This is a genomic window from Synergistaceae bacterium DZ-S4 (genome assembly GCA_025943965.1).
GTDB classification, from domain to species: domain Bacteria; phylum Synergistota; class Synergistia; order Synergistales; family Synergistaceae; genus Caenicola; species Caenicola nitritireducens.
Genome location: JAPCWD010000013.1, coordinates 1 through 13,693, shown reverse-complemented (window position 1 = coordinate 13,693; position 13,693 = coordinate 1). Strand labels below are relative to the sequence as shown.

Below are 13,693 nucleotides of genomic sequence, written 5' to 3'. Positions count from 1 at the left end.
GTCCCAGAAAACCAAGTTTTTGGGGACATGCGCTATAAATGCGAAAATAATCGGAAAAGTGAGTGATGGATGTGTTTATAAACCTTGAAACAGCACAGGAATTGCTCGGCAGATACGGCAGCCCTCTTTACGTTTACAGCGAAAAGATCCTGCGGGAGAGGTGCCGTGATCTGCTCACTGCATTCCGCGGAAGGATCACACCCAGTTATTCCGTCAAGGCCAACACGAACCCGTCGCTTTTGAAGATCATTCGCGGGGAGGGGCTGAGTGCAGATGCGATGTCGCCCGGTGAAATATTTGTCCTGGAAAGATCCGGATTCGGCGCCAAAGAGATCTTCTACATAGGAAACAACGTCTCACGTGAAGAGATGAGCTGCTGTATCGAGAGAGGGATACTCGTCAGCGTAGATTCGCTCTCCCAGCTTGAACAGTTCGGCATGATATCTCCCGGGAGCAGAGTCGCTGTAAGGTTCAACCCCGGGACCGGGGCCGGACACTGCGACAAGGTCATCACGGCCGGCCATAATACAAAATTCGGCGTACAGCGGGAATTCTGCCCGGAGGTAAAAAAGATACTTGAAAGATACAGCCTTAGACTGGCTGGCATAAACCAGCACATAGGCTCCCTTTTCCTTGAGCCGGCCCCCTATGTCGATGCAGCGGGGTCGCTCCTTGATATGGCAGCCGAGCACTTCCCGGGCCTCGAATTCATCGATTTCGGGGGAGGTTTCGGCGTTCCGTACAGGTCCGGAGAAAAGAGACTTGACCTCGCTGAGCTGGCCCGCATGATGTTTGAGAAGATCGACTCCTTCCTTCAGAAATACGACAATAAAGAGGTACGCTTCAAATGCGAACCCGGCAGGTACATATCGGCCGAATGCGGAGTCCTGCTCGGGACCGTACATGCCGTCAAGACGAATTACGGCAAATGCTACGTCGGCACCGACATAGGCTTCAACGTGCTGATGAGGCCTGTGCTCTACGGCTCGTACCACGAGATAGAAGTGCTCTCCTCCGACAGACCGGAGAACGGCATGACAGAGGCCACGATAGTGGGGAACATATGCGAGAGCGGTGACATCCTGGCCTCCGACAGGGAGATCGGTCCCGTTTCCGAAGGCGACATCATCGCTGTGAAGAACGCCGGGGCATACGGCTATTCAATGGCGTCGAACTACAACTGCAGACTCCGCCCGGCAGAGGTCCTTATTTCAGAGGACGGGGCCGAGAGGCTCATCCGTAAGGCGGATACGCTCGAAAGCCTCATGGCGAACTTCTGACCGTTCGCCGAACATCACTGACAGGGGAGGCACACCATGTACTCAGAAGAAATGACATTGGCCAGAATGGTGGAGAGGAGACGGGATCTCCACAGGTACCCTGAAACAGGATGGGCTGAATTCAGGACTACATCGAAGATAGCTGAAGCGCTGGCCGGTGCCGGAATGGATATCCGCTTCGCCGGTGATCTCGTCGATCCCGAATACGTAATGGGACGCGGAGCGGATACCGAAGCTCAGACAGAGAGAGCCATCCGGCAGGGAGCTTCCCCGGATCTCATAAAAAAAATGAAGGGGCTGACCGGCCTTGTTGCTGAGATAGAGACAAGAAGACCCGGACCATTGACTGCGATACGTTTTGACATTGACAGCGTGGATACCACAGAGACGGAGGATCCGGAGCATTTGCCGGTCATCTGCGGTTTCAGGTCGGTGAACAACGGCAGCATGCATGCCTGTGCGCATGACGGCCATGCCGCTGTAGGGATGACCCTGGCAGAGGTCATTTCAGCCGAAAGAGACTCTCTCAGAGGAAAAATACGCTTCATCTTCCAGCCTGCGGAGGAGGGCGCGAGGGGCGGATACGCATTCCTGAAGGCCGGGTCAGTCGATGACGCCGACTATTTCCTGACGCTGCACCTCGGACTCGGCAATCCGACCGGGACAGTCTTCGGAGGGACTGACGGGTTTCTGTACTCGACAAAGATCGATGCTGACTACAAAGGTGTCGGTGCCCATGCAGGCGCCGAACCCCAGAAGGGGAGAAACGCCCTTCTGGCCGCCGCCTCCGCCGCGCTCAGCATCCACGGCATCCCGCCCTCTTCAGACGGCCTTGTCAGGACCAACGTCGGTGTGCTTAATGCCGGAGACGGCAGAAACGTCGTCCCCCCAAACGCGCACATGAAGATAGAGACAAGGGGAGCGACTGAAGATGCCGCTCTCTACATATACCGGGCAGTCATGAGGATCCTGAACGGCGCTGCCGAGATGTACGATGTAAAACTGACCACCCGGAAGTGCGGTGAGGCCATAAGCGCAAGCAGCGACCCCGATCTGGCCCGGACCGTAATGGAAGCCGCAGCCAAAGTAAGGGGAGTAAACAGGAGAGAACTGATACAGCCGATGGCCGGAAGCGACGACGCCTGCTGGCTGATGAAAAGGGTACAGGAGAGGGGCGGCAAAGCCACCTATATAGGCATCGGAGCAGACACAAAAGCAGGCCACCACAACGATCATTTCGACTTCGACGAGAACGCGATGGGCATAGCACTGGGAGTGCTTTACAGGACTGTTTTTTTGCTGAATGGCAAAAAAACGGCTGAGCGGTCGTAATATACCGTCAAACAATCGTCAAACGTGGTCAAACTGTCGTCAAACGGTCGTAGTGGCCAAGGGGCAGGGTCGGGGAATTGCGGCGTGGGTCATGCCGCGGAGAATTTGCAGCTGAGAAACGCTGCGGAGCGAGCAAATTCTCCAGCGGCCGAAGGATGCGAATTCACCGCAGCCAGGAGGCTGCAAATTCCCCGGCGGGCGACCTGGCCGCCAGCCTTCCAAAGCCAGCTCTGCCAGCCGCAATTGGGGCAGATCGGAGATGATAGCGACGCAACATGCAGTGGACCCTCGCGAAGGCGTATTGGGCATACGTCTAAGCGAGAGTCCGCAAATGTTGCTAAGCTAGGGATTCGAGATGCCCCAAATTGCCGCAATTGGGATTTAGAGCGAGTGATAACGACGCAACGCGCAGCGGAGTCACACAAAGGCGTATATCAATACGTCGAAGTGTGGCTCCGCAAGCTTTGCTAAGTTAGCGCCGCTATAAATCCCAATTGCCCTATTGTAGGGTGCAAACCTTACCATCCGCCCCAGCAACCACTATCCTGTCCCCTGCTATTGCGGGTGAGGTCAGTACGTCGGCGTTGAAGGGGGCCCTCCAGACTACGCTGCCTGTCTTTCCGTCAAGGCAGACCAGGACGTCGCTGTTGGTCCCGAAGAAAATCTTCCCTGAAAACGCGGCCGGGGATGAGTAGACGGACTCATTGGCCTTGTATTTCCAGACCGGTGATCCGGTAAGCGCGTCAAGCGAGGTGACCCACCCCCTGATGTTGCCGAATACTACCCTTCCGTCCTCGACAAGGGGGGAGGTCTCGATCTGCGCCTTTGAGTCATAGTTCCATATGACCGCCTGATGCTTGATCCTCGCGCAGTAGATCTTCCCGTCCTGGCTTGTGAAGTAGAGATGGCCGTCTTTAACGGCAGGCGCGGAAACTATCGGTCCTCCGACTACGGCACGCCACCTTAGCTTTCCGGAGGCGGCATCCAGGGCGAAGAGCTTGCCCTCATCGTTGCCGACATAGACCACTCCCCCGGATACAGCAGGGGATCCCTGCACCGCCCGCTCCGTCTTGTACCTCCACTTCTGCCAGCCTGTCTTTATGTCAACGGCATAGACAAAGCCGTCGTTTGAGCCGAAGTAGACGATTCCGTCAGCGACTGCCGGGGAGGAATGTATGCTGTTGTGAGTCGTGAATTTCCATATCATCTTCCCGGTATCTGCGTCCAGGCAGTACATCCTGCTGTCGTAGCTCCCTGCGAAAACTTTGCCGTCAGCTATGGCGGGGGAGGATACGACCCAGTTGCCTGTGGGGAAGGTCCATTTGATCTTTCCGGAATAAAGATCCATTGAGTAGATGTTGCCGTTATTGGATCCGAATATTATCGAATCGTTGAAGATCGCAGGCGAAGACCTGACGGCATCGGGGATCTTTACGGTCCAGTCCTTTCTCCCGGCGAGATCTGCGCCGGCGGCAATGTCGGCGGCATTCCCGGTCCTGCGGATGTTTGCGCGGAACATCGGCCAGTCCTGCGCCGAAGCCGGGAGCTGCAGTGCGAGTGTCAGAAACAGCAGACATACGGTAATGTTCAGTTTTATACGGTCCAATCTATATTGCCCCTCTCGGAATTGATATTGACAGGATAAACTCTTTTACGGATTTTTCCATCGTAAAAAAGAATGATTGATAAAGAGGTGCTTTTTCGGCTAGAATATACTGCTGACTGAAGGAGTGACAGAAATGATCCTCGATAAGATCCGAAATTTTAGCATAATAGCCCACGTCAACCACGGCAAGTCGACGCTTGCCGACCGTCTCCTTGAGGAGACGGGTACGATCGACGGCAGGAACATGAAGGCTCAGCTGCTCGACATGCTTGAACTTGAGCGGGAGCGCGGCATAACAATCAAGCTTGTCCCTGTAAGGATGAACTACACTGCCGGGGACGGACGGGAATACATCCTCAACCTCATTGACACTCCCGGTCACGTCGATTTTACATACGAGGTGTCGCGTTCACTGGCTGCGTGCGAGGGCGCCGTCCTGGTCGTCGACGCCGCTCAGGGTGTCGAGGCCCAGACTGTCGCGAACAGCTACCTTGCGATAGACCTTAACCTCGAGCTTATCCCCGTCCTCAACAAGATAGACCTCCCTTCGGCGCAGCCCGACAGGGTGAAAAAAGAACTGGAGGATATCATAGGGATAAACGCCGACGACGCAGTCAGCGTAAGCGCAAAGACAGGAGAGGGGATAGCGGACCTCCTTGAGCGGATAGTACGTGATGTCCCCGCGCCGTCGGGTGATCCCGATGCCCCCCTACAGGCCCTTATCTTTGACTCGGTATATGACAACTACAAGGGTGTCATTTGCTATGTAAGGGTCGTCAACGGCACCCTCCAGCCCGGAAAGAACATAAGGTTTATGGCGACAGGCCGTGACTATGAGCTTGACGAGGTAGGGATATTCAGGCCCGACATGGTCAAGGTCTCGGAGCTGGGGCCGGGCGAGGTCGGATACATCGCCGCGAGTGTCAAGTCCATAGAAGAGGCCCGCGTGGGCGATACCATCACAGAGGCAAGGCGTCCGGCAACGGTCCCGCTGCCGGGGTACAGAAAGGTGAAGCCCGTCGTTTTCTGCGGATTCTACCCCGTGGAAAGGGAGGACATAAACCAGCTGCGGGAGGCCCTTGAAAAACTGCAGATCAACGATTCGGCGATCAGCTTTGAACCGGAGAACTCCGCCGCGCTGGGCTTCGGATTCCGCTGCGGCTTCCTTGGCCTGCTCCACATGGAGATAGCGAAGGAAAGGCTCAGCAGGGAGTTCGGCGTCGATCTGGTCGCAACAGCCCCCAACGTCGTATACCAGATAGTGCTGACCAATCAGGATATAATAGAGGCGCATAAGCCTTCGGACTTCCCGGAACAGGTCAAAACCGAGGAGATAAGGGAGCCTTTCATCAAGCTGACGATATTTATCCCGGAACAGTTTGTCGGTGCCGCCATGCAGCTCTGCCAGGACAAGAGAGGCACTTATGTCAGCATGGACTACATAACGCCCGAAAGGGTGAGGCTCACTTACGACATGCCGCTTGCGGAATTCATACTCGACTTCCACGACAAGCTCAAGTCGTGCACAAAGGGTTATGCCTCCCTCGACTACGACCACATAGGCTTCCGGACGGCCAACCTCGTCAAGGTGGACCTTCTTCTGCAGGATGAGCCTGTGGACGCCTTCTCCTTCATCTGTCACGCTGACCAGGCATACCACAGGGGGCATGCAGTTGTAGGGAAGCTCAAGGAACTCATACCGAGGCAGCTTTTTGAGATACCCGTACAGGCTGCGGTAGGGAAAAAGGTCATCGTAAGGATGAACATAAAAGCAGTCAGGAAAGACGTTCTCGCAAAGTGCTACGGGGGGGACATAACCAGAAAACGGAAACTGCTGGAAAAGCAGAAAGAGGGCAAGAAGCGCATGAAGCAGGTGGGGAGGGTCTCGATACCTCAGGAAGCCTTCCTCGCGTTCATGGATGTCACGAAGTCAGAGGAGAAATAATGTCAGGAAACGCAAACCCTTTCGAGCCTCCCGCAGGGGGGCTCTCACTTTATCTTCATGTACCCTTCTGCGAAAGGAAGTGTCCCTACTGCGCCTTTGAGAGCAAGGTCCCTTCAGAAGGTGAGAAAGACCTTTGGCTTGAAATGGTGGAAAGGGAGCTTCATTGGTGGGAAGCGCGGATAGGAAGGCCGTCACTTGCGACATGCTACATAGGAGGAGGTACCCCGACAGTCCTGAGCGGTCCCGAATGGGCCAGGCTCGCTGAGATGCTGGAGAACCACTTCACGTTCGATGCTGATTCAGAGGTGACAGTCGAGGCAAATCCAAACTCCCTCAGCGCAGATCACCTGCTCTTCTGGAGGGAATGGCGCACCACAAGGGTCAGCATCGGCGTACAGAGCTTCGACGATGCTGAACTGGCGCAGCTCGGCAGGCTTCACACCGCCGCGCGGGCCTGCGAGGCGATATCCGCCTCACTCGCGTCAGGCTTTTCAGTCAATGCCGACTTTATGTTCGGGCTTCCCGGACAGACCTTCAGGAACTGGGCCAGGACACTGTCTCAGGCCGCGGCTTCCGGCATAGCGCACATATCCCTCTACCAGCTTACTATCGAACCCGGAACAGAGTGGGGTTCAATGCCGGAGGATGAACTTTCGGACGGCTATCTGCCGTACAGGTGGGGCCAGTGGTATCTGCCATTAAAGGGATTCGGGCAGTATGAGATAGCTAATTTTGCGAAATACGGACATGAAAGCAGGCACAACATAAATTACTGGAAAGAAGGGGACTATCTTGGGATAGGCCCCGGCGCTTCCGGCCACATCAAGGGGTGGCGCTACAAAAACATCTCCGGGCTGAGCAGGTATTCGGGCTCCCTGAAAAAAGGGGCCAGCGCTATAGCTTCGGGTGAGAGGCTCAAGGGAAGCCGCAGGGCTTCAGAAGCGGCTGTGCTGGCACTCAGGATGAAACAGGGGATAGAAAGGGAAGCCTTTGCCCAAAAATACGGTTCCGATGAAGAGTCGCGTATAATCAAACTATTGGAGGCCTTCCCCGAAGACCTGTACTCCGTTTCCGGGAACAGGATATCCCTGACGCCAAAGGGAATGAGGGTCGCCAACAGGATCTGGTCCGAACTGGTTTGATTCCGGGCGCCTGTACATTATAATGTTTCCTGTAGATGGCCGTTGTTCTTTGATTTGATGATCCCATATTTTATCTGACCGCCGGGAGGGGTTCCCCTTGAATGATAAGATCCAGAATGCCATGCGCAATATACCATCGATGGACAAGATCCTTTCGATGCCATGGATAGGCAGGTACGAGGCCGAGATCGGCCGTGATCCTGTTAAATCTGTAATTTCAGGGGTCCTCGACGATCAGAGGGCAAAAATTCTCAAAGATCCCGACACGGCATTTGACAGCGATAAAATTGCAGCTGAAGCGGAAAAGAGACTCAAGACAAGGGCCTATAAAAGCCTGAAGCCGGTCGTAAACGCTACGGGGGTCGTACTTCACACCAACCTCGGAAGATCTCTCCTGGCCAAAGAGGCGATGGAGGCTGTATCAAGTGTGGCAGGGTGCTACTCGACGCTTGAATATTCGCCGGCATCCGGATCCAGGGGGCAGAGAAACGATCATGTGGAGTGGCTCATCTGCCGCCTCACAGGCGCAGAGGCCGCCATAGTTGTAAACAACAATGCCGCAGCCGTCATACTTTCACTCGGGGCGCTTGCGAAGGACAGGGAGACGGTCATCTCCAGAGGGGAACTTGTCGAAATAGGCGGTTCCTTCAGGATCCCCGAGATAATGGCGCTCTCCGGCAGCAGGATGGTCGAGGTCGGGACGACCAACATGACGCATTTCAAGGACTTTGAATCAGCCCTTACCCAAGATACCGCAATGATACTAAAGGTACACCCATCGAACTTCAGCCTGCAGGGCTTTACCTCGTCCGTCCCGCGCGAAGAGCTCGCAAAACTTGCCCATGACAGGGGCCTGATCTTTATGGAAGACCTGGGGAGCGGGATGCTCGTCGATACCGGGACCTCATGCTGCAGCGGGGATCCGACCGTCAGGTCCTGCCTTGACGCAGGGGTGGATCTCGTAACTTTCTCCGGCGACAAGCTTCTCGGAGGACCGCAGGCAGGCGTGATAGCGGGATCGGCTGATCTCATCGGCAAACTTAGAAAATATCCGCTGCTGCGGGCGCTCAGGGTAGACAAGATGACCCTTGCCGCCTTCGAGGCGACACTGAGGCTCTATCTTAAAGGCAATACCGCATCCATCCCGACTTACAGAATGATAAACAGGGACCCTGAAGACATCAGGAGGCAGGCGCTTAGGTTCAGGAGAAAGCTCTCCGCCCTTTTGGGCAGTACGCGCCTGCGCTCCGTAATGCTGGACGTGGTTCCCGTAGAGGACACTGTCGGCGGAGGGTCTTTTCCCGGATCAGTGCTTCCCGGATATGCTGTCTCGCTGAGGCTGCCCGAACTGGGAAGCGCGGGTAAGCTTGCGGAAAAGCTCAGGCTCCTTGAATATCCGGTCATAGCGGGAGCCGGAGGGGACAGGATCATGTTCCATATGCGCACCGTCTCAGAAAGGGACGAAAAGAGGATCCTGGAGGGATTCACGGAACTCTTCGCCATTAACGAAGCAAGGGCTGATAACATTGATTGAGAGAGAATATCCGTTCGTCTTAGGCACAGCCGGACACATAGACCACGGAAAGACCGCGGTCGTGAGGGCACTGTCGGGTGTCGACTGTGACCGGCTTGCTGAAGAAAAAAAGAGGGGCATGACGATCGAGCTTGGATTCGCCCCGCTCGACCTGCCCTCCGGAAAGACCATAAGCATCATTGACGTTCCCGGCCACGAGAAATTCATAAGACAGATGGTCGCGGGGGCGGCAGGCATCGATGCCGTCATGCTTGTCATCGCGGCAGACGACGGTGTCATGCCCCAGACAAGGGAGCATCTTGAGATACTGACGCTTCTTGGCGTAGTGAACGGCATTACCGTCATCAATAAAATAGACCTGGTGGATGAAGAGATGCTTGAACTGGCTAAGGACGACGTCTATTCGCTCACCGCGGGCACCTTCCTGGAAGGCAGGCCGATCATCCTCGTTTCGGCCCTGAGAGGTGACGGCATAGAGGAACTTCTGACAGAAATAGAAAAGATGGTCCTCTCATCAAAGCAGAAGGACAGGAACGGGGCTTTCTTTATGCCCGTAGACAGGGCATTCCATATTTCCGGATTCGGAACGGTCCTTACGGGGACCGCGATAAAAGGATCCGTTTCAGAGGGCGACGAGGTGGAGATAATGCCTGCCCGCCTACCTTCCAAGGTGAGATCTATCCAGGTGCACGGCGAGAACGTCACAACGGCCTATGCGGGACAGAGGGTGGCAGTAAATATATCAGGAACATCCCTCGATAAGGTAGGCAGAGGGGACGTCCTCGCGGCGCCGAACATGTTCTCTGCGACGGGATGCATCGACGTCAGTGTAAGCGTGCCTGCCTCCTTTACCGATCCCGTGGAGCACTGGCAGAGGCTCAGGCTCCATGTGGGGACGACAGACACTGTTGCAAGGATATCTCTCCTTGACAGAGACAGGATACTGCCCGGCGAGAATGCGCAGGCCCAGCTGCTCCCTGAAGAAGAGATAACGGTCAGCAGCGGAGCCCGCTTCATACTCAGGACCTACAGCCCCCTGCGGACGATAGCCGGAGGCATTGTGCTCCTCCCGCTGGGCGGGCGTCCCAAAAGCAAGTCGTCAAAGGCATCCCTTCTCTCGTTCCTCAACGTGATCTCATCCGCAGAGAGCGACAGGGAGCGTTTTGCAGCCCTTATCGACTACAGAGGTATATTGAGCACGGGCGAGGCACTTTCGCTGCTTGGAATGGAGAAAAACGCCCTTGAAAGCGCAGTATCGAGTCTGGATGCAAAGGGCAGGATATATGTGATAAAGACAGGCGAGACATTTTACATCTCTTCGGGCAGGGTCGGCCGTTTTAAAGAGCTGCTTCAGTCGGAACTTAGAAAATTTCACTCCGAACACCCCGAGCGCAAGGGCATGGAGGCTGAGGAGGCAGCAAAATGCCTCTCTGCGGGCGACCCGCGTTTCCTCAGGGAACTGCTGAAGATCTTTCTCAGGGACAAATGGCTGGTCCTTGACGGAGACAGGTACAGGCTTTCAGATTTTGAACCCTTTGACGAGGCCAAATTTTTCTCCGGGGTCTCCGGACTCAGGGAGTTTGTCCTTTCAGCCGGATACTCTATGCCTTCTATCGAAGAGGCGCGCGCGGCCCTCGGCATTTCGGAGAGGGAAATGAGCAGGATCATCACATACCTGAAAGAAAAAAAGGACCTTGCCTTGATCGGGGACGGCTATCTTCTCTTATCCGACATAGAGGAAGACCTGCGGAAAAAACTTGCCGGGATCGGGGGAGAGATAACCCTTGCCGGAGTCCGCGACCTGACTGACAGCAGCAGAAAATATATCCTCCCGATTTTGGAATATTTTGACAGTAAGGGTGTCACGCGCAGAGTGGGTGACAAAAGGCTGCTCCTGAAAAAGTGAGGCCTGTTTGGGTGATGAAAGCTTTGTGCTGTTACAGCCCTGATTGTTTCAATTAGTAAATATTGTTGAAAACTTGATATTTATCTGAAATTGATGTACAATAGTCCGACTATGGGTCGGAGGTGAAGTGTATGGCGCATTCTTTGGATACAATTAGAGAACTTGTGCGTCTGCACAAAGGGTCCCGGATCTTTTACAGAGCCGCGAACGGACGCAGAAAAGTTGAAGAGCGCAACGGGGTCATTCAGGAGACATATCCAAGTCTTTTTACTGTCTATATTGAATCTCAGCAGAGCACAGTATCCTTCAGTTATGCCGATCTCCTTACAAGAGAGGTCGAGGTGCAGCTGGAGTCAAGCGGGGAAAGTCTTTTCTAAACGGTGAGGATCACATGCCCTGGCTTTTGCCAGGGCATGTTTTTTTTGGAGGAACAATTCCGGCAGAGGTGACAGCAATGAATGGATCATACATCAGCCCGGTCAAGATCAACCTGACATTGAGGGTCCTTTCAAGAAGACCTGACGGCTACCATGAAATTATTTCTCTGTTTTGGAAGAAAAAAGGCATAGAAGGGTTGACAATTCAGCCTCATGGCAATGAAAATATAGGTGACATTCTGGATGTCAGGGGCATGAAGATCAGCGGTGAAAATATCCTTTTCAGGGCATTGAAATGGGCGAGGAGCCGCTCTCCCATAATTCCCCCGCTGAGGATGCGCCTGACAAAGGAATTTCCCGCGGGAAGCGGCATAGGAGCCGGCAGCGGCAACGCTGCGGCGCTTCTGATGCACCTAAAGGCTTACTATGACCTTGACATTGAAAACGGCTCTCTCTCTTCAGTAGGGGCCGACATTCCGTTTCTTGCCGGAGATGCCGGCCTTGCCCTGGTCGAAGGGCTGGGAGAGAAGATACGGCCGCAGAGCCCGCTGAAAGGTCTGAGGTGGATCATAGGGTTCCCGTACTGGAGATCTGACACTTCCGCCGCGTACAGGGGGATCGATGATCTTCGCAGGGAAGCGAGGGTATCTCTGTGCCCCGAAGAGTACGAGACGGAAGCCTTTGAGATACTTCGCAAATTGCGGGCGGGTCAGGCCGCAGGTCTCCTGCCCAACGATTTTCTTGAAGTGGTGTCAAAAGGCCGTCCCGAGTACTTCAGGGCCTTTGAAACGGCAGAGAGCTCCGGAGCGCTTGCATGGGGGCTCTCGGGGAGCGGAAGCGCTTTTTTTATGGTATTCGACGACGGAGAACTGAGCAGAAGGGCGATCTCTTTGCTGGATCGGGAAGACTGGGTAATAAAAACAACGGAATTGGAGTGATGCTCAATGAGAGGGCAAAGAACGGAAAGACTTGTAAGGCTTGCAGCCAGGTTTATGCTTACTCCTTCCAAACTTGTCTCGCTGACTGATCTGGCAGGCAAATTCAACGTATCAAAAACTGTGATCAGCGACGATGTCGAAGTGATCAACTCCGCAATGACAGCCGAGGGCTTCGGCCAGATGCAGGTGGACCGGGGCCGCAGCGGAGGCGCGCGGTTCATCCCCCTCTGTACCGGAGAATACAGGGCGAAGATGCTGCAGAACATAGCGGAGACGCTTGCCGACAAAGACAGGTATCTGCCGGGAGGACTCATCTATTACAGCGACCTGATATTTAATCCTGAGATAGCCCTGTCCCTCGGATACGCGATGTCTTCGCTTTTCCCGGGCTCGCAGCCTGACGTCGTGATGACATCTGAGGTCAAAGGGATCCCTGTCGCAATGTTTGCGGCTTACGCAATGGGAGTCCCTCTTGCGGTCTGCAGATTCAGGAACAGGCCCAGTGACGGCTCCGCAGTAGGAGTCCACTACCCGACAGCAAGTGGCGACGTTAAAACGATGTATATCGGCACAAGACAGCTCAAGAGAGGATGCCGCGTACTGATCGTAGATGACTTCATGAGGGGCGGGAGCACTGCTGCGGGAATGCTGCTGATGGCCAAACAGTTTGATGCCGAAGTTGTCGGGGTGGGTATCTTCATTGCCTCAGAAGAGCCTGAAATAAAGGCTGTACCCGAATTCAGGTCACTTCTGACCCTTTCGCACAGTCAGGGGCAGGCAAATCTTTTTGTAACACCCGATAAATAAATTTAAAATACCGTTTGACGTAATCCCATTCTTAGCGTAGAATCTTACGCCGGAAGGGAGGTGACCATGTCATGGGTATCAAGATCAACCTTGATGAGTGTATAGGTTGCGGTGTATGTGTCCAGCTTTGCCCCGAAGTTTTCAAGCTTGACGAAGACGAAGGAAAGGGCATGGTTATTTCTCAGGAAATTACTGACTGTGCCAAAGAGGCTGCAGACAGCTGTCCTGTATCAGCTATCACCATAGACTGACAAATGAGGGCCCATAGCTCAATTGGTTAGAGCTCCCGGCTCATAACCGGATGGTTTCAGGTTCGATTCCTGATGGGCCCACCAGACAATCAAAACCCCGCCGCAGAGCGGGGTATTTTTTTACCTCTGCGGCGGAGAATTCGCGGCCCCTGTCCCTGGCCCCTACGACTGCTTCCCAGCTGCTTCCCGCGAACGTTTTTGTCGCAGCTTCCCGAGGCATCATTATGCCGCACTTCACCATCGCAATTGGGATTTAGAGCGAGTGACAACGACGCAACGCGCAGCGGATTTTTTCAAAGCATATTATGCAATTGGGGCAGATCGGAGATGATAGCGACGCAACATGCGGTGTTACTATCTAAGACGTATTGTGCATACGTTGAAGCGAAGGATCATAAATGTTGCTAAGTCAGCGCCGCGAGATGCCCCAATTGCACGTTGACAAGAGGTAAGCGTCAAACCATCCGCACCTGTGAGTAATAATATTCTTCATATAAAGTCTCCCCAACAAGTTACCATGAAGGGGAGATTTTTTTATGTTCGATCACCGTGGCAAGCAGATCTATCTCATATGC

The 13,693-nt window shown here is 54.3% G+C and carries 11 protein-coding genes and 1 tRNA gene; 11 read left to right on the top strand and 1 reads right to left on the bottom strand.

The window, feature by feature from the left end; translation table 11 throughout:
• Positions 1–65 precede the first annotated feature (65 nt).
• Complete coding sequence (gene lysA, locus OLM33_08420) at positions 66–1,280, top strand: diaminopimelate decarboxylase (protein MCW1713679.1); 1,215 nt, start codon at positions 66–68, stop codon at positions 1,278–1,280.
• Positions 1,281–1,316: 36 nt separating this feature from the next.
• Positions 1,317–2,612, top strand: coding sequence for an amidohydrolase (locus tag OLM33_08415; protein ID MCW1713678.1), 1,296 nt, complete (start codon positions 1,317–1,319; stop codon positions 2,610–2,612).
• Between the two features lie 499 nt (positions 2,613–3,111).
• Here the strand turns inward: OLM33_08415 and OLM33_08410 are convergent, their stop codons facing one another.
• Positions 3,112–4,218 carry a PQQ-binding-like beta-propeller repeat protein gene (locus tag OLM33_08410; GenBank protein MCW1713677.1) on the bottom strand — a complete coding sequence of 369 codons (1,107 nt, stop codon included), beginning with the start codon at positions 4,216–4,218 and terminating at the stop codon, positions 3,112–3,114.
• Positions 4,219–4,351: 133 nt separating this feature from the next.
• Between OLM33_08410 and lepA the strand changes: the two genes are divergently transcribed.
• The 9 genes from lepA to OLM33_08365 all read left to right on the top strand — a co-directional run bounded on the left by lepA (position 4,352) and on the right by OLM33_08365 (position 13,202).
• Positions 4,352–6,163 (top strand): translation elongation factor 4, encoded by a 1,812-nt coding sequence (gene lepA / locus OLM33_08405; protein MCW1713676.1) that lies wholly within the window; start codon positions 4,352–4,354, stop codon positions 6,161–6,163.
• Complete coding sequence (gene hemW, locus OLM33_08400; GenBank protein ID MCW1713675.1) at positions 6,163–7,305, top strand: radical SAM family heme chaperone HemW; 1,143 nt, start codon at positions 6,163–6,165, stop codon at positions 7,303–7,305. Before lepA ends, hemW begins: the two co-directional genes overlap by 1 nt.
• Before the next feature lie 97 nt (positions 7,306–7,402).
• Positions 7,403–8,839 (top strand): L-seryl-tRNA(Sec) selenium transferase, encoded by a 1,437-nt coding sequence (gene selA / locus OLM33_08395; protein ID MCW1713674.1) that lies wholly within the window; start codon positions 7,403–7,405, stop codon positions 8,837–8,839.
• Positions 8,832–10,745 (top strand): selenocysteine-specific translation elongation factor, encoded by a 1,914-nt coding sequence (gene selB / locus OLM33_08390; protein ID MCW1713673.1) that lies wholly within the window; start codon positions 8,832–8,834, stop codon positions 10,743–10,745. The genes selA and selB overlap by 8 nt, the downstream gene beginning before the upstream one ends.
• 131 nt (positions 10,746–10,876) lie before the next feature.
• Positions 10,877–11,122: a Veg family protein gene (locus OLM33_08385; protein MCW1713672.1), complete on the top strand. Its 246-nt coding sequence runs from the start codon at positions 10,877–10,879 to the stop codon at positions 11,120–11,122.
• A gap of 77 nt (positions 11,123–11,199) precedes the next feature.
• Positions 11,200–12,060, top strand: a complete 861-nt coding sequence (locus tag OLM33_08380; protein MCW1713671.1) for a 4-diphosphocytidyl-2C-methyl-D-erythritol kinase — start codon at positions 11,200–11,202, stop codon at positions 12,058–12,060.
• A gap of 6 nt (positions 12,061–12,066) precedes the next feature.
• Positions 12,067–12,867 carry a phosphoribosyltransferase family protein gene (locus OLM33_08375; GenBank protein MCW1713670.1) on the top strand — a complete coding sequence of 267 codons (801 nt, stop codon included), beginning with the start codon at positions 12,067–12,069 and terminating at the stop codon, positions 12,865–12,867.
• A 71-nt stretch (positions 12,868–12,938) separates the two neighbouring features.
• Positions 12,939–13,118 carry a ferredoxin gene (locus OLM33_08370; protein ID MCW1713669.1) on the top strand — a complete coding sequence of 60 codons (180 nt, stop codon included), beginning with the start codon at positions 12,939–12,941 and terminating at the stop codon, positions 13,116–13,118.
• 7 nt (positions 13,119–13,125) lie between these two features.
• A tRNA-Ile gene (locus tag OLM33_08365) sits at positions 13,126–13,202 on the top strand.
• The last annotated feature ends 491 nt before the right edge of the window (positions 13,203–13,693 follow it).